The sequence below is a fragment of the Streptomyces sp. JH14 genome, from assembly GCF_029428675.1.
GTDB lineage: Bacteria > Actinomycetota > Actinomycetes > Streptomycetales > Streptomycetaceae > Streptomyces.
On sequence record NZ_JAJNEL010000001.1, the window covers coordinates 1,552,420 to 1,578,541 of the forward strand.

Below are 26,122 nucleotides of genomic sequence, written 5' to 3' on the forward strand. Positions count from 1 at the left end.
GCTCCAGGCAGCACACCGTTCCGCCCCATCGGCCGGCCGGGCAGCGGCCGGCCGAAGCGAAATGATCAAGCCAGATTCCGGCGATTCCTTTACGCTTTGTTGACCGCCTTCGAGGCAACCCTTGCACTCGGCACCAAAGCTTCACAGTGCCCCTCTGGCGCTGCTCCGACCAGCGCTTTTGAATGGTCTGCACCATGGCATTCCTTCGCGCTCTGCTCAGAACCGCGCGCATGATCCGGCACTCTCCGCAGCTGTCCACGGGACTGCCGGCGGACGATGCGGTGCTGCTCGACGCCCCCGACGAACGGCTCTCTCCGGCCCTCGTCGCCGCCGCCCTCGGTGAGTACGAGCCGGCCGCCAAGCTCCTCGCCACCACCCGGGACTCCGCCGAATGGGAGAACCGGGACCGCTACCTCAGCCGTCTCGTCACCTTCGCCCACCACCGCGACGGCTGGCTGAACGACTGGCTCGCCGCCGCCCCGCACGACCCGGACGCGCTGCTGGTCAAGGCCGAGCTGGCGGTCCGCCGGGCCTGGGAGTCGCCGGCCCGGGCGGAACGGCTGCGCGACGTGGGGCCGCTGATCACCGCGGCCGCCGACAGCGATCCGCGCGACCCGGTGCCGTGGCGGCTCGCCCTGGACCACGCGCGTGGCACACATGCCTCGCACACCACCTTCGAGGCCCTGTGGGAGCAGGCGATCCGGCGCTCCTCGCACCACTACGGCTGCCACGTCGCGGCGCTTCAGTACCTCTCCGCCGCCTGGTACGGCTCGCACCGCGAGTGCTTCGACTTCGCCGAGCGCGCCGCCGAGGACTCGCTGCCCAGTTCCCTGGTGCAGGCCCTGCCGGTGCGGGCCGCGTTCGCGCTGCTGATCGCCGGTCCGGACGTGAAGACGACCTCCGTACTCGAGGAGCGGATCGACTCGGCCGCGGATCTGGCGATCTCGCTCTCCGCCGCGTTCGAGCCGGGCGATCCCTGGCCGGCCGAGGTCCGCAACCTGCTGGCGTACGTGCTGGTCGTGCGCGGCCGGTGGGAGGAGGCCCTGGAACAGTTCCGGCTGATCGGGCCGTATGCGACGTCGTTCCCGTGGTCGCTGGTGTCCGACGACCCGCTGGGCCGGTTCCTGGATGCCCGGGACGGTGCGCGGCTCGAGGTGGCCTCCGCGACGCCTTTGTGGAACCGGGCCGACCACGGCCGGTCGCAGGGCCATTACGCTTGACCGTTGTGACCACCGCTCGTCTGCCCCTCTTCCCGCTGAACGCGGTGCTGTTCCCCGGCCTCGTGCTGCCGCTCAACGTCTTCGAGGAGCGCTATCGCGCCATGATGCGCGAGCTGCTGAAGACCGATGAGGACGAACCGCGCCGCTTCGCCGTGGTAGCCATCCGCGACGGCCGCGAGACCGCCCCGACGGCCGTCGGAATGCCGGACACCACCTCGGCGCCCGACGCCACCGACCGCGGACCCGCCGACGGTTTCGGGCCCGACCCCGTCCAGACCTTCCACCGGGTCGGCTGTATCGCGGACGCGGCGAAGATCCGGGAGCGGGCGGACGGCAGCTACGAGGTCCTGGCGACCGGCACCACCCGGGTCAGGCTGCTCTCGGTCGACGCGAGCGGCCCGTATCTGACGGCCGACTTCGAAGAGCTCGACGAGGACGCCGGCGACGAGGCCGGCGCGCTCGCCGAGGGCGTGCTGCGGGCGTTCCGCAGCTACCAGAAGCGGCTGGCCGGAGCGAGCGAACGCTCGCTGACGACGGGCGCGGACCTGCCCGACGACCCGTCGGTCGTCTCGTACCTGGTGGCCGCCGCCGCCGTCCTGGACATTCCCACCAAGCAGCGGCTGCTGCAGGCGCCGGACACGGCGACGCGGCTGCGCGAGGAGCTGACGCTGCTGCGCTCCGAGACGGCGGTCATCCGCCATCTGCCGTCGCTGCCCGCGGTGGACCTGACCAGGGCCCCCACCCATCCCAACTGACCTCCACCACCCGAGGACCCTGCCCCGTGGCGAAGAAGTCGAAGAAGCAGCAGCAGTCCGGCGCCGGCGGTACCCCGGCGACGGTCGCCCTGACCGCGGCGGGCACGCCGTTCACGACGCACGCATACGAGCACGACCCGGCCTCCCCCTCCTACGGCGAGGAGGCCGCGGAGGCGCTGGGCGTCTCGCCGGACCGCGTGTTCAAGACCCTGGTGGCCGACGTGGACGGCAACCTGACCGTGGCGGTCGTCCCGGTGGCGGGCTCCCTGGACCTGAAGGCCCTGGCCTCGGCGGTCGGCGGCAAACGGGCGGCTATGGCGGACCCGGCCGCGGCGGAACGCACGACGGGCTACGTACGGGGCGGCATCTCCCCGCTGGGTCAGCGAAAGCGCCTGCCGACGGTGCTGGACGCGTCGGCGCAGGCCCACGAGACCATCTGCGTCTCGGCCGGCCGCCGAGGCCTGGAGGTGGAACTGTCCCCGAAGGATCTGGCCGGGCTGACCGGGGCGCTCTTCGCAGCGATCGGCCGCCCGTAGCCCGCCCGCGAGCACGTCCTCCGGGCCCGCGGGGCGGTCGAGGGCACCGCCGGCCCGTCCGGCGGTCGAGGACCGGGGTGGCGGGAAGTGCCCCGCTTTCGGGAGGTGGCGAGCGGGGGGACGGCCTCGCGGAGCAGTCCACCCCGCACCCTCCGCCCGTCCCTACGGCTGCGGCGGAGAGCCCGGCGCCGCCCCAGGAGCCTCCGGCGCCCCGGACGCCCCCGGCCAGACTCCCCACTCCGGCTCAGGATCCCTCGGCCCGAAGACCGCCGTGAGCGCCAGGTGAACGACCATCGCCGCCACCGACCACGCCAGCAGCGCCCCCTTCGCGTGCAGCTCGAGCGGCGCATCGAACACCACGCCCTTGCCGACCTCGCGCGCGTGGGCGACCACATCCCGCTCGGGTCCGAACCAGACGCCGACCCCCCAGGCCACCAGCGACCCGAGCAGCCCGCCGAGGGCGAGGCCCGCCACGAGCGCGATCCCGCCCCGTCGGTGGATCCAGAAGACCAGCGCCGCAGTGACCGCACCGAAGGCGAGAGCCAGCAGGACGAACGTGCCGTCGGCCCCGATCGCCTCCTCGCCCTCGCTGTCCTTGAGGAAGACCGCCTGGTTGTCGGAGATCAGCGGGACCCGCGGCGCCAGCCACAGCCACAGCACTCCGAGCGCGACGCCTGCCACGGTCAGCACCACGGTGATCACGGCAGCCCGCCGCAGATCCGCCCGCGGATCGTCGTCCCCCTGGGACTCCTGGGGCCCCATGGGAACCCCGGGGTAGGAGCCACCGCCCTTGGGCGGCATCCCACCCGGCGGAATCTGCCAGGGATCGTTGGACGAGGGCTGGTGAGGCGGCGTCAGAGGTGCGGTCACCGTGCCATCGTGCCAGGCGTCCCCGTGCCGCGCCTCACCGGACCGCTGCCCTGCGGTACGCCCAGGTCGCCACGGCCAGCGAGAGGACGCCGACGACGGCGCAGACCCCGAGATCGAGGGCGATGACCGCCCAGTCGGGGTGGCTGCCGAACGACCGGGACAGGGCCTCGACCCCGTACGTCGAGGGCAGCAGATCCCGGGCCCAGCCGATCGGCTCGGGCATCCGGTCGGCCGGCAGCACCCCGAGCAGCAGCGCCGCCGACATGCCCAGCTGTCCGAGCAGCGTGGCCAGCTCCTGCCGGGGTGCGAGCAGTCCGAGCGCGGCACCGAGCCCGGAGAGTGCGGCCCCGGCGAGCGGGATGACGGCGACGAGCACCCACAGGTGGGTCATCGGCAGCTGGAAGAGCACGCTCCCGGTGACCGCGGTGACGATCGTGCCGGGCACGGTGAAGGAGGCGTACGCCCCCGCCGCACCGAGCACCACCGCGGCGGGCGGCACCGGCAGGGTGGCGTAGTGGTCGAGTCCGCCGCCGGCCCGCAGCTGCCCGAAGTACTGGGCGAGCAGATTGAGCGCGACGAAGGCGACGACGAGCACGCTGGATCCGGCCACGACGGCGCGCGCCTCCGCACCGCCGTCGACGACCCCGCGCATCAGGACCATGATCCCGATGGACTGGAAGGTCGCCACGAAGAGCAGCGGGATCCGGGCGACCCTGGCCCGGGACAGCTGGGCCCGGTAGACGGCGGCGAGCGCGGGGAACAGCCGGGCCCGCGGCGCGAGCGGCGCGACGACGGCGGCCGTGTCCCCGGCCGGGGGAAGGCTTCCGGCCACCGGCTCGGCGCCGGCCACCTCCGCACGAACCATGCTCGTCACCTGACGGCGCTCCTGTTCCGTTCCTGCCCGGCCCCGGATCCGCACCGGATCGCGTCGAACACCTGGCACACACCGATCACGCCGATCGCCCCGGTCACGCCTTCACCAGCCCCTGCGTCGCATGGCCGCCGAGGGCCAGATAGACATCCTCCAGGCTCGGCGTCGCCAGCGTGAAGTCGTCCAGCGCGGCGAACGCCGCCCCGCCGGTCACCGCAGCGACCGCCGCACGCGCCTCGTCCGGCCCGAGCCGCAGCACCCAGCGGCGCCCGGACTCCTGGGCCAGGGGGCGCAGAGCCGCCACTTCGGGTACGTCCAGGGGCGCGCGATCGCGCCACACCAGCTCGACCCGGACGTCGCCCGCCACGCGCTGCTTGAGCCCGGCCGGGGTGTCGCAGGCGATGACCTTGCCGCGTTCGATGACGGCGACCCGGTCGAGGACGGTCTCCGCCTCGATCACGTTGTGGGTGACCAGCAGCACGGTCGCGCCGTGCTCGGCGCGTCGCCGGTCGACGGCGGCCCAGACGGCGCGGCGGGCGACGGGGTCCATCCCGGTCGTCGGCTCGTCCAGGACCAGCACCGGCCGCTCCCCGACCAGCGCGGCCGCGAAGCAGGCCAGCCGCCGCTGCCCGCCGGAGAGCTTCTTCAGCGGGCGGGCGGCAATGTCGGTGAGGCCGAGTTCGTCGAGTACGGCGTCGCGCGCGGCGCGGGCCTCGCGTACCGCGAGGCCGCGCAGCCGCCCGGTGGTCTCGGCGGCGAGCGACACGGTCAGCTCGTCGAGGGCGGTGGACTCCTGCCCGAGGTAACCGATCAGCCGGGAGGCCCGCTCGGGGTGGCGTACGAGGTCGTGGCCGAGCATCTCGACACTGCCGGAGTCCGGCCGCATCAGCCCGGTGAGCTGCCGCACGAGGGTGGACTTGCCGGCTCCGTTGGGCCCGAGCAGCCCGAAGATCTCGCCGCGCCGGACGTCGAGGCTGATCCCGTCGGTGGCGCGCACCTCGGGGGTCGCGGGTGCGCCGCGGCGGCCGCGGACGGCGGGATAGGTCTTGACCAGATCACGCACCGCGCACACGGTCCCGGTCGCCGTCTGCGCCTGTGCTGTGCCCGTACTCACGAGGTACGAGGGTACGGGGTCGGATGCCCCGTATTGCGCCCGGGGCCGTCGGACTACTCCGCAGCGGGGGCGTGTTCGGCCGCCGCCCGTACGTCGATCTCGCGCCAGAAGCCCGCCCGGATCGCGTACCGGTCGTGTTCGTCGATCTGGTCGTCCTTGTGGGCGAGCAGGCCGAACCGTGCCGCGTACCGCAGCAGCTCGCCGTCGATGCGGTGCGGAATGCGCGGGTACATGCTCGACAGCTTCTGCAGGTGGACGGTCTCCGGCAGCCGCTCCATCCAGCGCCGGGCGAAGACCTGGCCGACCTCGAAGGGGTCGCCGCCGACGGTGGTGATGTCCTCCTCGCGGTCCGCCCAGCGCTGCTCGGCGGAGGTGAGCTGGGCGAGCGTGGGCAGCGACGCGGTCTCCGCGGGTTCGCCGAGCGCGCCGCTGCGCTCCATCCAGCCCTTGTCGGACGACCAGCGCAGCGTGGCGCTCGCCGGGGGCTGGGCGGCCTGGCCGACCGGAACGCCGGGGCCGCGGAGGCTGCCCGCCAGGTCCTTGGGGGTGGGGACGCCCCTGCCCGCATGCGCGACCGGGGCGTGCACCGCCTCGTCGCCGGGCGGTTCCGCCGCTCCGTTGCGGGCGGCGGCCGCCTGCGCTTCCGAGGCCCGTTCGGCGGAGGCGGCGAGGGCGGCCTCGGGCAGCGGCGCGGAGAGGATCGCGGCGATCTCGGGGCGGGGGGCGGGCGGCGGCGCGCAACTGCCGCCGTTGTCCTTGGCCCGTACGGCCTGGGTGATCCAGGCCCGGTCGAGCACCCGGCGCTCGTCGGCCTCGGCGACCAGGTCCTCGGACTGGTTGTAGTCGCCGTCGGCGGCCTGGACGGCCCACAGATGGACGGCGACACCGTGTTCCTTGGCGGACATCAGGCCGGGCAGCAGATCGCCGTCGCCGGTCACCAGGACCACATCGGAGCAGGCGCGGTTTCTGGCCAGTTCGGTCAGTTCGGCGTGCATGGCGGCGTCGACGCCCTTCTGCGCCCACCGGCCGTCACTGCGAGTCAGCGCCCCGAGCCTCACGGTCACTCGTGGCATGACGCGCAGCCTGCGGTGCTCGGGCTGCGGTACCCGGTCGGGGGCGCCGTCGAACCAGTAGATCCGCAGCAGCGGCTGCGCCGTATCCGCTTCGGCGCGCTCGCGCAGGCCCTGGATCAACGCCGCATGGTCGACGGTGATACGGGAACGGGCGGGCTCTCCGGCCAGCAGACTCGCGGCTGCGCCCAGCAGATAGCCGGCGTCCACCAGGACGACACAACGGTCCACGCGTTCCACCCTCTTCCTGACCTCGGGAATGGGTTCTGCTCAGGGTTTCCTTCGAGTCTGCCCGACAGCAGGAGGGTTGACGGCCGGAACTCGATCATCGGCGTGGCGAATCGGTAAATCGGCGCATGATACCCGCTTACTACACACGGTAATGATCCAACATGCGGGCTATATCCTGATATGTGAGTCTGACAGCGGTCCTGGCCCCGAGATTCCGCACAGGAGGAACACCATGGCCAAGAACAAGAACCGCAAGCAGAGCAGCCAGCCGAGCCGCGCGGCCGCATCGGAGCGTGGTGCGGAGGAGGCGAAGTCGACGGCTTACGAGTCGCAGATACAGCCTCAGTCGCAGGCCCAGGGCAGCCCTGCTGATGTTGCTCGTAAGCACCAGCGGCGCTTCGGCCACAACTGAACCGGTCCGGCCCCGGCCGGCAGCCGAGAGGGGCGCACCCGCTTTCGCGGAGCGCCCCTCTCGTACGTGCGCGGGTGTACGGCTCAGCCGGCCAGGCAGGACGGGCCGAGCAGCACCTTCAGGTCGCCGAAGAGCGCCGGATCGGGCTGGACCCGGTGCCGGTCGAGCCGCAGGACGGTGGTCTTCCGGGGGCCCTGGAGCTTGATCCGTACCTCGGTGTTGCCGCGGTGGTTGCTGAGCACCTCGCCGAGGCGGGCGACCATCGGCGGCGTGATCTTGACCGTGGGGATGGTGAGCACCACCGGGGCGTTGGTCCCGGCCGACGAGAGGTCGGGGACCTGCATCTCCATGGCGACCAGCCGCGGGATGTCCTCGCGCTTGTCGAGCCGCCCCTTGACGAAGACAACGGTGTCCTCGACGAGCTGTGTGGAGACCAGCTGGTACGTGGCGGGGAAGAACATGCACTCGATGGAACCCGCCAGGTCCTCCACGGTGGCGATGGCCCAGGCGTTGCCCTGCTTGGTCATCTTGCGCTGGAGGCCGGAGATGATGCCGCCGATGGTGACGATCGCACCGTCGGCGTGCTCACCGCCGGTGAGCTGCGAGATCGCCGCGTCGGACTTGTCCGACAGGACGTGTTCGATACCGAAGAGCGGGTGGTCGGAGACGTACAGCCCGAGCATCTCGCGCTCCTGGGCCAGCAGGTACGACTTCTCCCACTCGATGTCGGAGAACTCGACGTCGAGCCCGAAGCCCGGCTCGTCGCTGTCCTCCTCGCCGCCGCCGAAGAGGTCGAACTGCCCCTCGGCCTCCTTGCGCTTGACCTGCACCACGTTGTCGATCATCGGCTCGTGGTGGGCGACGAGGCCCTTGCGGGTGTGGCCCATCTCGTCGAAGGCGCCGGCCTTGATCAGTGATTCGACGGTCCGCTTGTTGCAGACGACCGCTTCGACCTTGTCGAGGAAGTCGGGGAACGAGCTGTACTTCCCCTTCGCCTTGCGGCACCGGATGATCGAGTCGACGACGTTCTGTCCGACGTTACGGATGGCCGTCAGCCCGAAGAGGATGACGTCGTCGCCCTGGGCGGCGAAGTTCGACTCGGACTCGTTGACGTTCGGCGGGAGCACCTTGATGCCCATGCGGCGGCACTCGTTGAGGTAGACCGCGGACTTGTCCTTGTCGTCCTTGACCGAGGTCAGCAGCGCCGCCATGTACTCGGCGGGGTAGTTCGCCTTGAGGTACGCGGTCCAGTAGGTGACCAGGCCATAGGCGGAGGAGTGCGCCTTGTTGAACGCGTACCCGGCGAACGGGACCAGCACGTCCCACAGGGCCTGGATCGCCGCGTCGGAGAAGCCGTTCTTCTTCGCGCCCGCCTGGAAGAGCACGAAGTTCTTCGCCAGCTCGTCGGCCTTCTTCTTGCCCATCACCCGGCGCAGGATGTCGGCCTCGCCGAGCGAGTACCCGGCGATGATCTGGGCGGCCTTCTGCACCTGCTCCTGGTAGACGATCAGGCCGTAGGTCAGGCCCAGCGTCTCCTTGAGCGGCTCCTCCAGCTCCGGGTGGATCGGGGTGATCTCCTGGCGGCCGTTCTTGCGCTCGGCGTAGTTCGTGTGCGAGTTCATGCCCATCGGGCCCGGCCGGTACAGGGCCGAGACGGCGGAGATGTCCTCGAAGTTGTCGGGCTGCATCTGGCGCAGCAGGGAGCGCATCGGACCGCCGTCAAACTGGAAGACGCCCAGCGTGTCACCGCGGCACAGCAGCTCGTACGTCTTGGGGTCGTCCAGCGGGACGGAGAGCAGCTCCAGCTTGATGCCCTTGTTGGCCTCCACCATCTTGACGGCGTCGTCCATGATGGTGAGGTTGCGCAGGCCGAGGAAGTCCATCTTCAGCAGGCCGAGCGACTCGCACTGCGGGTAGTCCCACTGCGTGATGGTGACGCCGTCGGTGTGCCGCACCCAGACCGGGGCGTGGTCGACGATGGGCTCGCTGGACATGATGACGCCCGCGGCGTGCACGCCCATCTGCCGGACCAGCCCCTCGACACCCTTGGCGGTGTCGATGACCTTCTTGACGTCCGGCTCGCTCTCGTACATCCCCCGGATCTCGCCCGCCTCGCTGTAGCGGGGGTGCTTGGGGTCGGTGATCCCGGAGAGGTCGATGCCCTTGCCGAGGACGTCGGCGGGCATGGCCTTGGTGAGCCGGTCGCCCATCGCGTACGGATAGCCGAGGACGCGGGCCGAGTCCTTGATCGCGTTCTTGGCCTTGATCTTGCCGTACGTACCGATCATGGCGACCTTGTCGGCGCCGTACTTCTCCGTCACGTACCTGATCACCTCGACGCGCCTGCGCTCGTCGAAGTCGATGTCGACATCGGGCATGGAGACACGCTCGGGGTTGAGGAACCGCTCGAAGATCAGCCCGTGCTCGATCGGGTCGAGGTCGGTGATCCCCATCGCGTACGCGACGATCGAACCGGCCGCGGAGCCACGCCCGGGGCCCACCGCGATGCCGTTGTTCTTGGCCCACATGATGAAGTCGGCGACGACGAGGAAGTACCCCGGGAACCCCATCTGGATGATGACGTCCATCTCGTACTCGGCCTGCTTCTGCCGGTCGTCGGGGACGCCGCCCGGGTAGCGGCGGTTCATGCCGACCCGGACCTCCTCCTGGAACCAGGTGATCTCGGTGTAGCCGTCCGGGATGTCGAACTTCGGCATCAGGTCGCGCTTCTCGAACATCCCGGTGGTGTCGATCTGCTCGGCGACCAGCAGGGTGTTCGCGCACCCCTGCTGCCAGGCGTCGGAGGAGTCGACGGCGTACATCTCGTCCGTCGTCTTCAGGTAGTAGCCCCCGCCGTCGAACCGGAAGCGGTCCGGGTCGGAGAGGTTCTTGCCGGTCTGGATGCACAGCAGCGCATCGTGTGCGGCGGCCTCGCCGGCGTACGTGTAGTGCGAGTCGTTCGTCACGAGCGGCGGGATGTTCAGCTTCTTGCCGATTTCGAGGAGCCCGTCACGGACCCGGCGCTCGATCTCGATGCCGTGGTCCATCAGCTCCAGGAAGTACCGGCCCTCGCCGAAGATGTCCTTGTAGTCGGAGGCCGCCTGGACCGCCTCGTCGAACTGGCCGAGCCGCAGCCGCGTCTGCACCTCGCCGGACGGGCAGCCGGTGGACGCGATCAGGCCCTCGGACCACTGGGAGATGGTCTCCTTGTCCATGCGCGGCCACTTCTGCAGCCAGCCCTCGGCATACGCGTCCGAGGAGAGCCGGAAGAGGTTGTGCAGACCCGTCTTGTTCGACGCCCAGATCGTCTTGTGGGTGTACCCGCCCGAACCCGAGACGTCGTCGCGCTTCTGGTGCGGCTGGCCCCACTGGATCTTCCGCTTGTGCTTGCGCGACTCGGGGGCGACGTACGCCTCGATGCCGATGATGGGCGTCACGCCGGCCTTGGTCGCCGTGTGGAAGAAGTCGTACGCACCGTGCAGGTTGCCGTGGTCCGTCATCGCGATGTGCGACATGCCCATCTCGTTGCAGGCCGCGAACATGTCCTTGAGCCGCGCGGCACCGTCCAGCAGCGAGTACTGGGTGTGGACGTGAAGGTGCGTGAAAGGCGGCTTGGTCACGGCGTCGGGCCTCCGGGGAAACAAGCAATGACGGACTGGGGGGACAGCGTGGAAGTCTACGTCTCCGGACTGACAATCGATGGGCACTCCCGGGTACCGTCGCGCGTTGGAAGGACGGAGACACCCGTCCCATTTGTCATGAACGCCAGGTACCAGGAGGCACCCACAGATGTCGGAAGCGCAGACCGGCGCAGCGCAGCGCGGGGAGCAGATTCTCGAGGTTTTCGACACCGCCTTCGGTGAGCTCCTGGCCGCCGATCCGGCGGCCTTCCGGGTGAAGTTCCGGAAGATGGCGGGCTCGGCGTTCGCCTTCTACCGGGGCACGGCGTGCCTGTTCTACAACGACCTGGAGCGGGAGCGGCACGGCGGCCCGTACCTGGACGACCGGACCGGCCGGGTGTGGATCCACGGCGATCTGCACGCGGAGAACTTCGGCACGTACATGGACGCCAACGGCCGGCTGATCTTCAATGTGAACGACTTCGACGAGGCGTACGTCGGCCCGTTCACCTGGGACCTCAAGCGGTTCGCCGCCTCCGTCGCCCTGATCGGGTACGCGAAGGCACTGGGCGACGACCAGATCAGCGAGCTCGTCCGGGTGTACGCCGCGGCCTACCGCGAGCGGATCCACGCCCTCGCGACGGGCGCGAAGAACGACGAGGTGCCCCCCTTCACGCTGGACACCGCCGAGGGACCGCTGCTGGGCGCGCTGCGCGACGCCCGGTCGCTGACCCGGTTCTCGCTGCTCGACTCGATGACGGAGATCCGGGACTTCGAGCGCCGGTTCGCGGCGGGCGGCGGCGCGATCGACCTCGACGCGGCGACGCGCTACAAGGTGCTGGCCGCGTTCGACGGCTACCTGGAGACGCTGCCCGAGTCGAGCCTGACCCGCCCCGACTCGTACCGGGTGAAGGACGTCGTCGGCCGGCGCGGCATCGGCATCGGCTCGGCCGGGCTGCCCTCGTACAACATCCTGCTGGAGGGCAACAGCGACGCCCTCGAGAACGACGTGGTGATCTACATCAAGCAGGCGCAGACCCCGGCGGTCTCCCGGCACATCACCGACGCGGCCGTGCGCGACTACTTCCAGCACGAGGGGCACCGCACGGTCATCTCTCAGCGTGCCCTGCAGGCGCACGCCGACCCGTGGCTCGGCTGGACCGAGCTGGACGGCTCGGGGCAGCTGGTCGCCGAGGTCTCGCCGTACGCGGTCGATCTGGACTGGTCCGACATCGACGAACCGGAGGAGATCGCCGCGGTCGTCGCCGATCTCGGCCGGGCGACGGCGACGATGCACTCCGCGGCGGACGACGAGAGCGGGCACTCGCTGGTGCCGTTCTCCACCGAGCGGGCGATCGACGCGGCGATCGCGGCGGACGAGGAGGGCTTCGCCGGGCTGCTGGTGGACTTCGCGCACACCTACGGGGCCCGGGCGCGCGCCGACCACCAGATCTTCGTGGACCTCTTCCGCAACGGCCGCATCCCGGGGTTGTGATCCCGCCCACACCCGAGCGCCCCCTTTAGCGATCGCTTACAGGTTCACATGGCACACTCTCGGGCGATGGACATATCAGGGACGCAGCTCAGAGTCGTTCGCGCGGCGCTTTTCACAGCGCTCGTCGTGACGCTCTCGGCTGCGTCCCATGTGCTGCTCTCCCGGGTCCCGCTGCCTCTGACGGTGGTCGGTGCACTGGCCGGTCTCGTCTTCGCCGTGGCGTACGCGCTGGCCGGCCGGGAGCGCGGCTTCGGTGCGATCGCCGGGCTGCTGGTGCCGTTGGAGCTGGCCGCCGACACCGTCTTCACCACCGGCCAGCACCTCTGCTACGGCGCTGCGGGCGGCCCGATCGCAGGCCCGCTGCGTTCGGTGGGGGTCGACGTCCTGTGCGGCGGCGGCGACGTCGGAGCCGCGGCAGCGCGGCTCGGCCACGTCGGCACGGTGGGCACTCCGCTGGCCTCGGTGACCGGCGGCGGGCACGGCGCTGCCGCTCTGCTGGCCTCCCCGGGCCCCGCGGTGCCGTGGCTGCTGCTGGCCGCCCATGTGACGGTCGGGCTGCTGGCCGCGGCGTGGCTGCGGCACGGCGAGTCCGCGCTCGCGGGTCTGCTGCGGGCGGCCGCCGCCACGGCGTTCCGGCCGCTGCTGATCGCGGCCGCCGTCGTGGGCACGGCTCGCACCTGCGTGCGCCGCGCCACCCGGCCCGCCCCGTCCGGCCCGCACCTGGTCGCGCACGCCCGTCTCCTCGTGCACTCCGTGGGACGGAGGGGACCGCCGCGCTCGGCCTGCGCCACCGCCTGAGCACGCACGTCCCTGACGATGTACACCACATACCCCACGGAGAATCAGCCATGAGCAAGCGCAACAGCCAGGCCAACAAGGCAGCCGCCCGCGAGCGGCTGCGCGCCGAACGCGAGCGCCAGGCCAAGAAGGACAAGGTCCGCAAGCAGGTCGTCGTCGCCGTCTCGGTGGTCGGCGTGCTGGCGGTGGCCGGCGTCGCCAGCTACGGCGTGATGCAGCTGAACAAGCCCGGCCACTGGGAGGCGGCGGCGGACGCGAAGAACGTCACCGCGCCGAAGAACACGTCGGGCACCAACGGCACGACCGTCGTCGTCGGCAAGTCGAGCGCGAAGAAGACCCTCGAACTCTACGAGGACTCGCGCTGCCCGATCTGCGCCCAGTTCGAGCAGACCGTCGGCGAGACCGTCCACAAGGACGTCGACGCCGGCAAGTACAAGGTCAAGTACATCGGTGCGACGTTCATCGACAACAGCGACAGCGGCGAGGGCTCCAAGAACGCGCTGAGCGCCCTGGGTGCGGCGCTGAACGTCAGCCCCCAGGCGTTCCTCGACTACAAGTACGCGCTCTACTCCGCGAAGTACCACCCGGAGGAGACCGACGACAAGTTCGCCAAGGACTCGTACCTCATCGAGGTCGCGAACACGGTGGACGCGCTGAAGGACAACAAGGCCTTCCAGAAGGACGTCAACGACGGCACGTACGACAACTGGGCCATGAAGATGTCCGAGACGTTCGACAAGAGCGGCGTCCAGGGCACCCCGACGCTGAAGATGGACGGCAAGACGGTCACCGGTGGGGGCAGCGACAACGCCCCGATGACCGTCGCCGACTTCAGCACCGCGATCACCAAGGCGCTGAAGGGCTAATTCCGGGCAGCGGATTCCCGACGGGCAGGCGAACTTCCTTTGTTCGCCTGCCCGTTCGCCTTACTGGTCAGTAGGGTGCTGCTCCGTGACCAGTCGACACCTTTCTCCGTCCCTTTCCGCCCCCAGCCGCCGCACCCTGGTGAAGGCCGCTGCCGCCACCGCCGTCGCGGCCCCCGTGCTCGGCGCCGCCACCGGCGCCCGCGCCGCCGCCGGGCCCGCCTTTCTGCACGGCGTCGCCTCCGGCGACCCGCTGCCCGACGGCATCCTCCTGTGGACCCGCGTCACCCCCACCCCCGACGCGGTGCCCGGCTCCGGCCGCGGCGCCGACACGACGGTGCGGTGGGAGGTCGCCGAGGACAAGGAGTTCACCCGGATCGTCACCCAGGGCTCCACCGTCGCGAGGGCCTCGTCCGACCACACCGTCAAGGCCGACGTCCGGGGACTGGCCCCGGCGACCGCGTACTGGTTCCGCTTCTCGGCGGGCGACGGTGCGGCGGTACGGTCCCCGGCCGGCCGCACCCGTACGGCTCCGGCGGCCGGCGCGGCCACCCCGGGAGTGCGCTTCGGGGTGGTGTCGTGCGCCAACTGGGAGTCCGGCTACTTCTCCCCGTACCGCCATCTCGCCGGCCGCGCCGATCTCGACGCGGTCCTCCACCTCGGTGACTACATATATGAGTACGCGTCGGGCAGTTACCCGGACGCGAAGTACGTCGTACGGCCGCACGAGCCCAGGAACGAGATCCTCACCCTGGCCGACTACCGGACCCGGCACGGCCACTACAAGACGGACGCCGATCTGCAGACCCTGCACGCCACGCACCCGCTGATCGCGATCTGGGACGACCACGAGTTCGCCAACGACGCATGGTCGGGCGGGGCCGAGAATCACACGCCGGGCACCGAGGGCTCCTGGGCCGACCGGGCGGCCGGCGCCAAGCAGGCGTACTTCGAGTGGATGCCGGTCCGCGCCTCCACCGAGGGCACCGTCTACCGGCGGCTGCGCTTCGGCAACCTGGCCGATCTCCACCTCCTCGATCTGCGCACCTTCCGCTCCCAGCAGTCGACGGTCGGCAACGGTTCGGTCGACGACCCGGACCGCACGATCACCGGCCGGGCGCAGCTGGACTGGCTGAAGTCGGGCCTGGCCGGTTCGGACGCCACCTGGAAGCTGGTCGGCACATCGGTGATGATCTCGCCGGTCGCGTTCGGTTCCCTGCCTGCTCATCTGCTGGAGCCGCTGGCCGGCTTGCTGGGGCTGCCCACGGAGGGGCTCGCCGTCAATGTCGACCAGTGGGACGGGTACACGGACGACCGCAAGGAACTGATCGCGCATCTGCGGGACCGGTCGATCACCAACACGGTCTTCCTGACCGGCGACATCCACATGGCGTGGGCCAACGACGTGCCGGTGAAGGCCGCGACGTATCCGCTCTCGGCGTCGGCCGCCACGGAGTTCGTGGTGACGTCGGTGACGTCGGACAACCTCGACGACATCCTCCATGTCGCGCCGCAGACGGTCTCCGTGCTTGCCGCGGCGGCGGTCAAGGCCGCCAACCGCCATGTGAAGTGGGTGGACATGGACTCGCACGGCTACGGCGTCCTCGATGTGACCGCCGAGCGCTCGCAGATGGACTACTACGTCGTCTCCGACAAGACGAGGCAGGACGCCACCGCCGCCTGGACGCGTTCGTACCGGACGCTCAGCGGGACCCAGAAGGTCGAGCGGGTGGACCGCCCGGTGCGCTGAGCATCGAATTCCAGCCACGACGGCATATGTTGACGGCGCATTACATCGCTACGCCGGGTGGTGTGTTCCCCGGCCCCAATGGGGACACACCACCCGCCGGGACGACGCGCGACGTTACGTCCGCGTCTCAAACTCCGGAGCCCGCAGAAATATTTCTTCCCGTTTCCCCGGTTTGCCCCGCGATTGATTGGGCTCGATCGATTCTCGCGAACATATGACATGCGCACGTAATCTCCCGGCGGGCGGGTGAGGAAATACCTCCCCCACACATCCGCGAGGAGTACCTGTGCACACTCTTGCCCGCATATCGCCGCGCCTACGTAACCGGGCGATCGGCACCGTCGTCCTGGCCGGAACCCTGGCCCTGGCGCCGCTCGCCGCACCCTCCGGCTCGGCCGCCGCCAAGGTGTCCACCGCCTCCGCCGCCGCCTCGGCCGAGAAGTGCGCGAGCACCGACGCCACCGCGCGCCAGGCCCGGCCCTCGGGCACCGAGCACGCCGCTGATCCCAACGAACTCACCACGACCCAGGCCAAGGCCATGGACACGCAGCTCAAGGAGAGACTCGCGGACCGCAGGCTCAGCGGCTCCACACTGGCTGCCGGAGCGACCATCCCGGTCTACTTCCACGTCATCCACTCCGGCGCCGCCGGCAACCTCACGGCCGGCGACATCAGCAGCCAGATGAACGTGCTGAACGCGGCCTACAGCGGCCAGGGCACCGGAAACACCGCCACCGGCTTCCAGTTCTCGCTGGCCGGCACCGACTACACGGACAACGCGTCCTGGTACAACCTCTCCTCGGGCTCGGCCGCCGAGAAGGCGATGAAGACGGCACTGCGCAAGGGCGGCAAGAACGCGCTCAACGTCTACACCGCCAACCTGGGCGGCGGGCTGCTCGGCTGGGCGACCTTCCCCAGCTCGTACGCCTCCAACCCGAGCATGGACGGCGTGGTGATCCTCGACGCCTCGCTGCCGGGCGGCTCGGCCACCAACTACGACGAGGGCGACACCGCCACCCACGAGGTCGGCCACTGGATGGGGCTGTACCACACCTTCCAGGGCGGCTGTAACGGCAACGGCGACTACGTCGCCGACACGCCCGCCGAGAAGAGCGCCGCGTTCGAGTGCCCGACCGGACGCGACACCTGCCCCAACAAGACCGGGGTCGACCCGATCCACAACTTCATGGATTACACGTACGACTCCTGCATGTACCAGTTCACCGCGGGCCAGGTGCAGCGGATGAGCGACAGCTGGACCGCGTACCGCGCCTGATCACGGTCCCCGTGCGACAGGGCTCCGCATACCCTCCCGGTTGCGGAGCCCTCCGCACATCTACAGGGTGGCGAGGAAGCCGAGCGAGACCTTCCAGGTCAGGTCGGCCGACGCCGCGTCGAAGTCCGGCAGTTCCGGGTCCGTGAAGAGGTGACCGGCGCCGGGGTACCGGTAGACCTCGACATCGGCACCGGTCCGCTGCATCTGCAGATACCAGGAGTTCAGCCAGTCGTGCGTCTCGAACGGATCCGGGTCGGCGACGTGCAGCTGTACGGGCAGCTCCTCGACCGATGCGTTCTCCGCGATGTCCGACGTGCCGTGGAAGAGCAGCAGTCCGCGCGCCTTCTTGTCGCCGAGTGCCAGGGTCTGGGCGGTGGACGCGCCGAAGGAGAAGCCCGCGTAGACCAGGCCGCGCTCGGAGTACGGTGCGGCGGCCAGCACGGCGCGCCTGAGCAGTTCGTCCTTGCCCACCTCGTCCTTGAAGGCCATGCCCTCCTCGACGGTGTCGAACGTGCGCCCGCCGAAGAGGTCGGGCACGTGCACCTCGTGCCCGGCGGCGCGCAGCCGGGCGGCGGCGGCGTGCACCGCGGGGCGCAGGCCGTACGTCGAGTGGAAAAGCATGATGTCCATGGGAGCCATGGTGCCAGTTGTGCGCGACAGCACGCAGAACGGCGGGCGGTCCCGTCGTCGGCGCAGGCTCCCTGCCCGGCCGCTGCAGGCGCACCGGGGGGTGCCGCCCCGCTGGTGCGGCGCAGTCGGTCAGAGGCTCCGGCGCATCGCCCGGTGGGCGATTCCCGCGTCCGGGAATTCGGGGCCGTACGCCACGTACCCGAGCCGCTCGTAGAAGCCGAGCGCATGGGTCTGTGCGTGCAGGTCCACGACGGCGAGCCCCAGCTCTCGGGCCGCGTCCTCGATGGCCCGCACCAGCGCCACGCCGACTCCGAGGCCGCGTGCCCGCTTGGTCACCGCGAGCCGGCCGAGCGAGCCGACGGTGAGGTCGCCACCGGTCTTGGCGGCCACCCCCGCGCCGTGCAGAAGCCGTCCCGTGCCGAGCGTCGAGCCGTCCGCCGCGACGGCGATGACATGCACCGCGTCCGCGTCGTAGGCGTCGTACTCGATCTCCTCGGGCACGTTCTGCTCGCCGACGAAGACCTCCTTGCGGACCTGGAAGCAGGCCGCGCGGTCGCTCTCGTCGACGGCTGTGCGGGTGGTGTACGGGGTCCGGGTGCCGGTGGTCATTCGCTCTCCGCCGCGATCGTGTCCAGTGCGTGCTGGAGGTCGTCCGGGTAACTGCTGGTGAACTCCACCCAGCTGCCGTCCGACGGGTGCTCGAAGCCGAGCCGGACCGCGTGCAGCCACTGTCTCGTGAGCTTGAGGCGCCTGGCCATCGTCGGGTCGGCGCCGTACGTCAGGTCGCCGACGCAGGGGTGACGGTGGGCGGACATGTGCACCCGGATCTGGTGGGTGCGGCCCGTCTCCAGCTTGATGTCGAGGAGGCTGGCCGCCCGGTAGGCCTCGATGAGGTCGTAGTGCGTCACGGAGGGCTTGCCCTCGGCCGTGACGGCCCACTTGTAGTCGAGGTTGGGGTGGCGCCCGATGGGGGCGTCGATGGTGCCGCTCATCGGGTCCGGGTGGCCCTGGACCAGCGCGTGGTACTTCTTCTCGACGACCCGGTCGCGGAACTGGGCCTTCAGCAGTGTGTAGGCCCGCTCGGACTTGGCGACGACCATCAGGCCGGAGGTGCCGACGTCGAGACGGTGCACGATGCCCTGGCGCTCGGCGGCGCCCGACGTCGAGATCCGGTACCCGGCCGCGGCGAGACCGCCGATGACGGTGGTGCCGGTCCAGCCGGGGCTCGGGTGGGCGGCCACTCCGACCGGCTTGACGATCACGACGATGTCGTCGTCGTCGTGCACGATCTCCATGCCCTCGACGGGCTCGGCGACGATCTGCACGGGAGCGGGTGCCTGCGGCATCTCCACTTCCAGCCAGGCGCCGCCCTGCACCCGCTCGGACTTCCCGACCACCGCGCCGTCCACCTGCACCTTTCCGGCGACGGCCAGCTCGGCGGCCTTGGTGCGGGAGAACCCGAACATCCGGGAGATGGCGGCGTCGACACGCTCGCCCTCCAGACCGTCGGGTACGGGCAGGGTTCGGACCTCGGGATACGTACTCACCAGTCGAGTATGCCTTGCCCCTGCTAGTCCTTGTGCACGGTGCCGTCGGGGTCCAGGCCCCTGAAGGAAAGGATCACGATCAGAATGCCGCCGCAGACGATGGCGGAGTCCGCGAGGTTGAAGACGGCGAAGTGGGCGGGGGCGATGAAGTCCACGACCGCGCCCTTGAAGATGCCGGGCGAGCGGAAGATCCGGTCGGTGAGGTTGCCGAGCGCACCGCCGAGCAGCAGACCGAGCGCGATGGCCCACGGCAGGCTGTAGAGCTTGCGTGCCAGCCGGGCGATGACGACGATCACCGTCGCGGCGATAACCGTGAAGATCACCGTGAACGCCTCACCGATGCCGAAGGCGGCGCCCGCGTTCCGGATCGCGTCGAACCGGAGCCAGTCACCGAGGATGTCGATGGGCTCGTGGTGCTCCAGCTTCGCGACCACGATCATCTTGCTGATCAGGTCGAGCAGATAGGCGAAGACGGCCACGGCGAAGAGCACCACGATCTTCCGTTTGCCCTTGCCCCGGACCTCGCCGGTGACCGTGTCCTCGCTCTTGCCCTCGGCCCCCTCGGCTTCAGGGATGTCCGGCGTACTGATGATGCGCTCCGCCTCTGCCACGTGAGTCCCTCAACCTAGGTTCCTGACCGATGACGAGGGTACGACACACCTGCATGGATCAGCCGCGGCGCTCCTGCTTCTGTTTGTCCTCGACACAGAGCGTGGCGCGGGGGAAGGCCTGCATCCGCGCCTTGCCGATCGGCTTGCCGCAGATCTCACACAGTCCGTACGTCCCCGCGTCGAGCCTGGCCAGCGCCCGCTCGGTCTGTTCCAGCATCTCCGTGGCATTGGCGGCGAGCGCCATCTCGTGCTCGCGGGTGATGTTCTTCGTGCCGGTGTCGGCCTCGTCGTCACCCGCCCCGTTGCCGGAGTCCCTCATCAGGCCGGCGAGCGCGACCCCCGAGGCCTCCAGTTCGCTGCGCAGCCGCATGATCTCGCTGGTCAGCTCGGCCCGGGCCTCCGCGACCTCCTCCGGCGTCCAGGGGTCCTCACCGGGCCGTACGGCCAGTTCCCCCGGCGCTGTCGCGGCAGCCCGGGCGGGCGGCACCGGCGCCGTGTCCTGGGCGGCCGTGCGGGTCCGGGCTGCGCTCTTCTTGGCTACCACCGTGTGGGCTCCTGTCTGCTCGGCGGCCTCGGCCGCCCCCGTGGCCGCCGCAGCGGCCTTCTTCGAAGCCTTCTTGACCGCGCTCTTCTTCGCCGTGGCCTTCTTGGCCGGGGCTTTGCCGGTCGCGGTCTTCTTCGCCACAGTCTTCTTCACCGTGGCCTTCTTCGCCGCCGTCCGCTTCGCCGCGGCCTTCTCCGGGCCGGGCTCCGCGGCGGTCTCCGGGCCCGCCTCTCCGGTCGTCTCCTCGGCCGCCGCGCCCGTGGATCTCGCTGACGCCGTTTTCTTTACGGCGGTCTTCTTCGCCACCATGGCCGCGGCCCCTTCACATATTGTGATCTTGCACGCGAATCGTGCTGGGACGATAAATCGACCCCAGCCCCGCGGCAACGGGGCACGCCGCCGAATCGCCCCTCCCCATGCCGGATCACCACGCGCCTGAATCCGTTGTGCCCAGCTCCCCGCCCCGTAATCCGCCTCCCGGCGCCCGCCGGGACTCCGCGCGCCCCGTCTGGCCATTCGGGTCATGCCCGCAGCCGCTGGATAAACCGGTCGGCCGCCGCCCGTACGGGCCCGTACACTGGCCCCAGCGAGAGGCGTGGATGGGACGAGTAGCGTCGTACGCAGCCAGGAGCGACCCGGGGACGGTGAGAGCCCGGGGGCGAGCGCGTCGTGAAAATCACCCGGAGCCGTCGGAAGAACGCCGCAAGGCAAGTAGAACCGGCATCGCGACCCCAATGAGGGGGCCACGGGCGCACACCCGCGGCCAAGGAGGGTGGTACCGCGGGAGCCGGCTCGGTTCTCGTCCCTCCGACGGAAGTGGAAAACGTCCGCCGGAGGATTCCTGCCCATGACATCGCCGCAGTACCGCCAGGTACCCGCCCAGGTCGACCTGCCCGCGCTGGAGCACGCCGTGCTCGACTTCTGGCGCGAGAGCAAGGTCTTCGCCAAGAGCCTCGAACAGTCCGAGGGCCGCCCCGAGTGGGTCTTCTACGAGGGCCCGCCGACCGCCAACGGCATGCCCGGTGCCCACCACATCGAGGCCCGTGTCTTCAAGGACGTCTTCCCCCGCTTCCGCACCATGCAGGGCTACCACGTCGGCCGCAAGGCCGGCTGGGACTGCCACGGGCTGCCGGTCGAGCTCGCGGTCGAGAAGGAGCTGGGCTTCAACGGCAAGAAGGACATCGAGGCGTACGGCATCGCCGAGTTCAACGCCAAGTGCCGCGAGTCCGTGACCCGTCACACCGACGCGTTCGCCGAGCTCACGACCCGGATGGGCTACTGGGTCGACCTGGACGACGCGTACCGCACGATGGACCCGTCGTACGTGGACTCCGTCTGGTGGTCCCTGAAGGAGATCTTCAACAAGGACCTGCTGGTCCAGGACCACCGCGTCGCCCCGTGGTGTCCGCGCTGCGGCACCGGCCTCTCGGACCACGAGCTGGCGCAGGGATACGAGACGGTCGTCGACCCCTCGGTCTTCGTACGCTTCCCGCTCACCTCCGGCCCGCTGGCCGGCGAGGCCGCACTGCTGGTCTGGACGACGACCCCCTGGACGCTGGTCTCCAACACCGCCGTCGCCGCGCACCCCGACGTCACGTACGTCGTCGCGACCGACGGCGAGGAGAAGCTCGTCGTCGCCCAGCCCCTCGTGGAGAAGTCGCTCGGCGAGGGCTGGGAGCTCACCGGCCAGTCCTTCACCGGCCGCGAGATGGAGCGCTGGGAGTACGAGCGCCCCTTCGCCCTGGTCGACTTCCCGGCCCCGGCGCACTACGTCGTCAACGCCGAGTACGTGACGACCGAGGACGGTACGGGTCTGGTCCACCAGTCCCCCGCGTTCGGTGAGGACGACCTCAAGGTCTGCCGCGCGTACGGTCTGCCGGTCGTGAACCCGGTCCGCCCCGACGGCACCTTCGAGGAGAAGCTGCCGCTCGTCGGCGGCGTCTTCTTCAAGAAGGCCGACGAGGCGCTCACCGAGGACCTGGCCGCCCGCGGCAGGCTCTTCCGCCACGTCCCGTACGAGCACAGCTACCCGCACTGCTGGCGCTGCCACACGGCGCTGCTGTACTACGCGCAGCCGTCCTGGTACATCCGTACGACCGCCATCAAGGACCGGCTCCTCCAAGAGAACGAGAAGACCAACTGGTTCCCGGACTCGGTCAAGAACGGCCGCTTCGGTGACTGGCTGAACAACAACGTCGACTGGGCGCTGTCCCGGAACCGTTACTGGGGCACCCCGCTGCCGATCTGGCGCTGCGAGGACAACCACCTCACCTGCGTGGGCTCGCGCGCCGAGCTCACCGACCTCACCGGCGCCGACCAGTCGGACCTGGACCCGCACCGTCCGTTCATCGACGCGATCACGTTCACCTGCACGCACGAGAACTGCCAGCTGGAGGCGTACCGCGTCCCGGAGGTCATCGACGCCTGGTACGACTCGGGGTCGATGCCGTTCGCACAGTGGGGCTACCCGTACAAGAACAAGGAGCTGTTCGAGAGCCGCTACCCGGCGCAGTTCATCTCCGAGGCGATCGACCAGACCCGCGGCTGGTTCTACACGCTGATGGCCGTCGGCACGCTGGTCTTCGACAAGTCGTCGTACGAGAACGTGGTCTGCCTGGGCCACATCCTCGCCGAGGACGGCCGGAAGATGTCCAAGCACCTGGGCAACATCCTCCAGCCGATCCCACTGATGGATCAGCACGGCGCCGACGCGGTCCGCTGGTTCATGGCGGCCGGCGGCTCCCCGTGGGCGGCCCGGCGCGTGGGCCACGGCACGATCCAGGAGGTCGTGCGCAAGACCCTCCTCACGTACTGGAACACGGTCGCCTTCCAGGCCCTGTACGCCCGTACGTCGAACTGGGCGCCGTCCGAGGCCGACCCGGCCCCGGCGGACCGCACGGTCTTGGACCGCTGGCTGCTCAGCGAGCTGAACGCGCTGGTGGACCAGGTCACACAGGCGCTGGAGAGTTACGACACCCAGCGCGCCGGCAAGCTGCTCTCCGCGTTCGTGGACGACCTGTCCAACTGGTACGTACGCCGCTCCCGCCGCCGCTTCTGGCAGGGCGACAAGGCGGCGCTGCGGACCCTGCACGAGGTCGTGGAGACGGTCACCCGGCTGATGGCCCCGCTGACCCCGTTCCTCACGGAGCGGGTCTGGCAGGACCTGGTCGTCCCGGTCACCGCGGACGCCCCTGAGTCGGTCCACCTCTCCACCTGGCCGAAGGCGGACCTCACGGCCATCGACCCGGCGCTCTCCACCCAGATGGCGCTGGTCCGCCGTCTGGTCGAGCTCGGCCGCGCGACGCGCGCCGAGTCGGGCGTCAAGACGCGCCAGCCGCTGTCCCGGGCCCTGGTCGCGGCGTCGGGCTTCGACACGCTCTCCCCCGACCTGCACGCCCAGATCACGGAGGAACTGAACGTCTCCTCGCTGGCCTCGCTCTCGGAGGTCGGCGGCTCGCTGGTCGACACGACGGCGAAGGCGAACTTCCGGGCGCTGGGCAAGCGGTTCGGCAAGGGCGTCCAGGCGGTCGCGAAGGCGGTGGCGAACGCCGACGCGGCGGCCCTGTCCCTGGCCCTGCGTGAGGGCACGGCGTCGGTGGAGGTGGACGGCGAGACGGTCACCCTCTCCCCCGACGAGGTGATCATCACCGAGACGCCGCGCGAGGGCTGGTCGGTGGCGTCCGACTCCGGCGCGACGGTCGCGCTGGACCTGGAGATCACCCCGGAGCTGCGCCGTGCGGGGCTGGCCCGTGACGCGATCAGGCTGATCCAGGAGGCCCGCAAGAACAGCGGCCTGGACGTGGCCGACCGCATCGCCGTCCGCTGGACGTCCACGGCGCCGGCGACGGCGGAGGCGCTGACCGAGCACGCACCGCTGATCGCGGACGAGGTCCTGGCTGTGGACTATGCGCAGGGCGAGGCGGACGGCTCGTACGGCGAGCCGTTCACGGACGACGGCCTGTCGCTGACGTTCCGCCTCCGCAAGACGGAGCAGTAACACCTGTCCCGAGGGCCCGGCCGGAGCATTCCGGCCGGGCCCTCGGCGTGTTCCCCCGCCACCCCAGGCGCCGCCGACGCCGCGTTCGCGGCCCTCCGCCGCTGCGGAGCAGGTATCCGCGGGCAGCACCCGCGACACCGCCGCCCAAGCCCTTCCGGCGAGAGAGGAGCGGGGTCCGGGGGCAGCGCCCCGGTTGCGGGAAGGGACGGCGCGGGGGACGAGCCCGCCGCAGGCGCCCCACCCCACCGCACACGGCCGCCGTCCCCGCCCCGCCCACGGCAAAAGGGCCGGGCCCCGGGGAAATCCCCGGGGCCCGGCCCTCAGCCTGCCGACGGCTACGCGCAGATCGCGCGCACCCCGATCAGTTGTCGTCCTCGTCGATCAGAAAGCCACGCATCGGCGACGGCGCCTGCTGCATCGGCTGCGGCGCCTGCGGCCGCACCGGTGCCATCGGCTGCGTCATGGCCGGCGACATCTGCTGCTGGCCACCGTACGACGGTCCAGCGCCCATGCCCGGGTTGCCACCCATCTGCGGGCCACCGTGACCACCGTGGTTACCGCCCATGGTGTGGCCCATGGCGCCCGCACCGGCCGGAGCCAGCGAAGGCGACGGCGGCAGCGAAGCAGCCGCCGGGGTCCGCGGCGGGGCCAGCGAGTCGTCCGCCTGGGTCTCCAGCTGACGCAGCTGGCTCTCCAGGTAGGACTTCAGCCTGGTCCGGTACTCGCGCTCGAAGCCACGCAGGTCCTCGACCTTGCGCTCCAGCGTCGCGCGGGCCGACTCCAGCGAGCCCATCGCCACGCGGTGCTTCTCCTGCGCGTCCCGCTCCAGCGCGTCCGCCTTGGCACGCGCGTCACGCTCCAGACCCTCGGCGCGGCTGCGTGCCTCGCCGACGATCTTGTTGGCCTCGGAACGGGCCTCCGCGATCGCCTGGTCGGCGGTCTGCTGCGCGAGCGAGAGGACACGGGCGGCGCTGTCGCCACCGGGTGCCTGGGGCTGCTGCATCTGCGGCGGCTGCATCTGCTGCATCTGCTGCATCTGCGGCGCGTGGCCCATGGGACCGCCCATGGGGCCACCCATGGGACCGCCCTGCATGGGGCCATGCTGACCCGGACCGTGCTGACCGGGACCGTGCTGGCCCGGGCCGTGCTGACCCTGGGGGCCGTGACCGCTGGGACCGGCTGGCAGCTGCGGAGCACCACCGGGCAGCTGGGGCGGACCCATCTGCGGGGGCTGCTGCTGGACCGGCGGACCCGATATGGCGGCGGGCACAGGTGCCCCGGGCCGGTCCTGCTGCTCCGGCTTCCGCATGCCCTGCTGCTGGTTCTGCGCGGCGGCACGCGTGGCGGCTGCCAGCTTGGCGCGCAGGTCCTCGTTCTCACGGAGCAGGCGGGTCAGCTCGGACTCGACCTCGTCCAGGAAGGCATCGACCTCGTCCTCGTCATAGCCTTCTCGGAGACGGACGGTCGTGAACTGCTTGTTCCGCACGTCCTCGGGGGTCAGCGGCATCTCTTCTTCACCTCTACGTAGTCGTCGGCAGTCGGCAAGACCGTATCGCTCACAGCCTGGTCACGATCGAGATCAGGATGTAAACGATGATCATCAGAACGAAGAAGGACAGGTCGAGTGCCACGCCCCCGAGACGCAGCGGCGGAATGAACCGCCGCAGAAGCTTGAGCGGTGGATCGGTGACAGTGTAGGTGGCCTCGAGAAGCACCACCATCGGCTTGCCTGGCTGCCATGAACGTGCGAACTGGAAGACGTAGTCCATGACCAGCCGGAAGATCAGCACGATGAGGAAACACATCAGCGCGATATAGACAACCTGCAGTGCGACGCCCATTTCGCGCTTCCCTCTCCCCTGGCTCTCGTAGCTCCGGCCTTGCGGCCGGGGTTGTTCCCGGTGTCGTGTTC

Annotated in this window: 22 protein-coding genes; 10 read left to right on the forward strand and 12 right to left on the reverse strand. The window is 70.3% G+C overall.

Annotated elements, in window-relative coordinates:
• Positions 1-182 precede the first annotated feature (182 nt).
• From LRD69_RS07030 to ybaK, 3 genes are read left to right on the forward strand one after another with little or no spacing between them, the layout of a single operon-like run.
• Positions 183-1,220, forward strand: coding sequence for a hypothetical protein (locus LRD69_RS07030; RefSeq protein WP_277325689.1), 1,038 nt, complete (start codon positions 183-185; stop codon positions 1,218-1,220).
• A gap of 5 nt (positions 1,221-1,225) precedes the next feature.
• Positions 1,226-1,975: an LON peptidase substrate-binding domain-containing protein gene (locus tag LRD69_RS07035; RefSeq protein WP_277325690.1), complete on the forward strand. Its 750-nt coding sequence runs from the start codon at positions 1,226-1,228 to the stop codon at positions 1,973-1,975.
• A gap of 26 nt (positions 1,976-2,001) precedes the next feature.
• Positions 2,002-2,511: a Cys-tRNA(Pro) deacylase gene (ybaK, locus tag LRD69_RS07040; RefSeq protein WP_277325691.1), complete on the forward strand. Its 510-nt coding sequence runs from the start codon at positions 2,002-2,004 to the stop codon at positions 2,509-2,511.
• A gap of 162 nt (positions 2,512-2,673) precedes the next feature.
• Here the strand turns inward: ybaK and LRD69_RS07045 are convergent, their stop codons facing one another.
• From LRD69_RS07045 to LRD69_RS07060, 4 genes are all read right to left on the reverse strand, one after another.
• Positions 2,674-3,381, reverse strand: coding sequence for an ABC transporter permease (locus tag LRD69_RS07045; RefSeq protein ID WP_277325692.1), 708 nt, complete (start codon positions 3,379-3,381; stop codon positions 2,674-2,676).
• Positions 3,382-3,415: 34 nt separating this feature from the next.
• Positions 3,416-4,246 (reverse strand): ABC transporter permease, encoded by an 831-nt coding sequence (locus LRD69_RS07050; RefSeq protein ID WP_277325693.1) that lies wholly within the window; start codon positions 4,244-4,246, stop codon positions 3,416-3,418.
• Between the two features lie 103 nt (positions 4,247-4,349).
• Positions 4,350-5,324 carry an ABC transporter ATP-binding protein gene (locus tag LRD69_RS07055; protein ID WP_277329651.1) on the reverse strand — a complete coding sequence of 325 codons (975 nt, stop codon included), beginning with the start codon at positions 5,322-5,324 and terminating at the stop codon, positions 4,350-4,352.
• Between the two features lie 95 nt (positions 5,325-5,419).
• The gene (locus LRD69_RS07060; RefSeq protein ID WP_277325694.1) at positions 5,420-6,676 is read right to left on the reverse strand and encodes an NYN domain-containing protein; all 1,257 of its coding nucleotides are present in this window, start codon (positions 6,674-6,676) and stop codon (positions 5,420-5,422) included.
• A 223-nt stretch (positions 6,677-6,899) separates the two neighbouring features.
• Here LRD69_RS07060 and LRD69_RS07065 point away from each other — a divergent pair, with 223 nt between their 5' ends.
• Positions 6,900-7,079: a hypothetical protein gene (locus LRD69_RS07065; protein WP_277325695.1), complete on the forward strand. Its 180-nt coding sequence runs from the start codon at positions 6,900-6,902 to the stop codon at positions 7,077-7,079.
• Between the two features lie 83 nt (positions 7,080-7,162).
• Here LRD69_RS07065 and dnaE read toward each other — a convergent pair whose 3' ends face one another.
• Positions 7,163-10,699 carry a DNA polymerase III subunit alpha gene (gene dnaE / locus LRD69_RS07070; protein WP_277325696.1) on the reverse strand — a complete coding sequence of 1,179 codons (3,537 nt, stop codon included), beginning with the start codon at positions 10,697-10,699 and terminating at the stop codon, positions 7,163-7,165.
• Positions 10,700-10,868: 169 nt separating this feature from the next.
• Here dnaE and LRD69_RS07075 point away from each other — a divergent pair, with 169 nt between their 5' ends.
• From LRD69_RS07075 to LRD69_RS07095, 5 genes are all read left to right on the forward strand, one after another.
• On the forward strand, positions 10,869-12,194 hold the full coding sequence (locus tag LRD69_RS07075) for a DUF2252 domain-containing protein (protein WP_277325697.1): 1,326 nt from the start codon (positions 10,869-10,871) through the stop codon (positions 12,192-12,194).
• A 66-nt stretch (positions 12,195-12,260) separates the two neighbouring features.
• A complete protein-coding gene (locus LRD69_RS07080) occupies positions 12,261-12,992 on the forward strand; it encodes a hypothetical protein (RefSeq protein WP_277325698.1) in 732 nt (243 codons plus the stop codon).
• Positions 12,993-13,042: 50 nt separating this feature from the next.
• Positions 13,043-13,858, forward strand: a complete 816-nt coding sequence (locus LRD69_RS07085) for a DsbA family protein (protein ID WP_277325699.1) — start codon at positions 13,043-13,045, stop codon at positions 13,856-13,858.
• A gap of 85 nt (positions 13,859-13,943) precedes the next feature.
• Complete coding sequence (locus tag LRD69_RS07090; protein WP_277325700.1) at positions 13,944-15,605, forward strand: alkaline phosphatase D family protein; 1,662 nt, start codon at positions 13,944-13,946, stop codon at positions 15,603-15,605.
• Positions 15,606-15,891: 286 nt separating this feature from the next.
• Positions 15,892-16,881, forward strand: a complete 990-nt coding sequence (locus tag LRD69_RS07095) for a zinc metalloprotease (RefSeq protein ID WP_277325701.1) — start codon at positions 15,892-15,894, stop codon at positions 16,879-16,881.
• Between the two features lie 60 nt (positions 16,882-16,941).
• Here the strand turns inward: LRD69_RS07095 and LRD69_RS07100 are convergent, their stop codons facing one another.
• The 5 genes from LRD69_RS07100 to LRD69_RS07120 form a co-directional block, all read right to left on the reverse strand.
• The gene (locus LRD69_RS07100; RefSeq protein WP_277325703.1) at positions 16,942-17,520 is read right to left on the reverse strand and encodes a dienelactone hydrolase family protein; all 579 of its coding nucleotides are present in this window, start codon (positions 17,518-17,520) and stop codon (positions 16,942-16,944) included.
• Between the two features lie 120 nt (positions 17,521-17,640).
• Complete coding sequence (locus tag LRD69_RS07105; protein WP_277325704.1) at positions 17,641-18,120, reverse strand: GNAT family N-acetyltransferase; 480 nt, start codon at positions 18,118-18,120, stop codon at positions 17,641-17,643.
• Complete coding sequence (locus LRD69_RS07110; RefSeq protein ID WP_277325705.1) at positions 18,117-19,058, reverse strand: RluA family pseudouridine synthase; 942 nt, start codon at positions 19,056-19,058, stop codon at positions 18,117-18,119. Before LRD69_RS07110 ends, LRD69_RS07105 begins: the two co-directional genes overlap by 4 nt.
• A 23-nt stretch (positions 19,059-19,081) precedes the next feature.
• Positions 19,082-19,669: a signal peptidase II gene (lspA, locus tag LRD69_RS07115; protein ID WP_277325706.1), complete on the reverse strand. Its 588-nt coding sequence runs from the start codon at positions 19,667-19,669 to the stop codon at positions 19,082-19,084.
• A gap of 58 nt (positions 19,670-19,727) precedes the next feature.
• On the reverse strand, positions 19,728-20,522 hold the full coding sequence (locus tag LRD69_RS07120; protein ID WP_277325707.1) for a TraR/DksA C4-type zinc finger protein: 795 nt from the start codon (positions 20,520-20,522) through the stop codon (positions 19,728-19,730).
• Between the two features lie 538 nt (positions 20,523-21,060).
• On the opposite strand from LRD69_RS07120, the gene ileS reads away from it, so the two are divergent.
• The gene (gene ileS / locus LRD69_RS07125) at positions 21,061-24,210 is read left to right on the forward strand and encodes an isoleucine--tRNA ligase (RefSeq protein ID WP_277325708.1); all 3,150 of its coding nucleotides are present in this window, start codon (positions 21,061-21,063) and stop codon (positions 24,208-24,210) included.
• A gap of 361 nt (positions 24,211-24,571) precedes the next feature.
• Here ileS and LRD69_RS07130 read toward each other — a convergent pair whose 3' ends face one another.
• Positions 24,572-25,717 carry a DivIVA domain-containing protein gene (locus LRD69_RS07130; RefSeq protein ID WP_277325709.1) on the reverse strand — a complete coding sequence of 382 codons (1,146 nt, stop codon included), beginning with the start codon at positions 25,715-25,717 and terminating at the stop codon, positions 24,572-24,574.
• Between the two features lie 49 nt (positions 25,718-25,766).
• On the reverse strand, positions 25,767-26,051 hold the full coding sequence (locus LRD69_RS07135) for a YggT family protein (protein ID WP_037697102.1): 285 nt from the start codon (positions 26,049-26,051) through the stop codon (positions 25,767-25,769).
• Between the last annotated feature and the right edge of the window lie 71 nt (positions 26,052-26,122).

Coding starts and splice junctions, on each gene's coding strand:
- LRD69_RS07075 (WP_277325697.1), top strand. CDS start 10,869: ATGTCGGAAGCGCAGACCGGCGCAGCGCAGCGCGGGGAGCAGATTCTC.
- LRD69_RS07050 (WP_277325693.1), bottom strand. CDS start 4,246: ATGGTTCGTGCGGAGGTGGCCGGCGCCGAGCCGGTGGCCGGAAGCCTT.
- ileS (WP_277325708.1), top strand. CDS start 21,061: ATGACATCGCCGCAGTACCGCCAGGTACCCGCCCAGGTCGACCTGCCC.
- LRD69_RS07135 (WP_037697102.1), bottom strand. CDS start 26,051: ATGGGCGTCGCACTGCAGGTTGTCTATATCGCGCTGATGTGTTTCCTC.
- LRD69_RS07030 (WP_277325689.1), top strand. CDS start 183: ATGGTCTGCACCATGGCATTCCTTCGCGCTCTGCTCAGAACCGCGCGC.
- LRD69_RS07105 (WP_277325704.1), bottom strand. CDS start 18,120: ATGACCACCGGCACCCGGACCCCGTACACCACCCGCACAGCCGTCGAC.
- LRD69_RS07100 (WP_277325703.1), bottom strand. CDS start 17,520: ATGGCTCCCATGGACATCATGCTTTTCCACTCGACGTACGGCCTGCGC.
- LRD69_RS07085 (WP_277325699.1), top strand. CDS start 13,043: ATGAGCAAGCGCAACAGCCAGGCCAACAAGGCAGCCGCCCGCGAGCGG.
- LRD69_RS07130 (WP_277325709.1), bottom strand. CDS start 25,717: ATGCCGCTGACCCCCGAGGACGTGCGGAACAAGCAGTTCACGACCGTC.
- LRD69_RS07080 (WP_277325698.1), top strand. CDS start 12,261: ATGGACATATCAGGGACGCAGCTCAGAGTCGTTCGCGCGGCGCTTTTC.
- LRD69_RS07120 (WP_277325707.1), bottom strand. CDS start 20,522: ATGGTGGCGAAGAAGACCGCCGTAAAGAAAACGGCGTCAGCGAGATCC.
- LRD69_RS07065 (WP_277325695.1), top strand. CDS start 6,900: ATGGCCAAGAACAAGAACCGCAAGCAGAGCAGCCAGCCGAGCCGCGCG.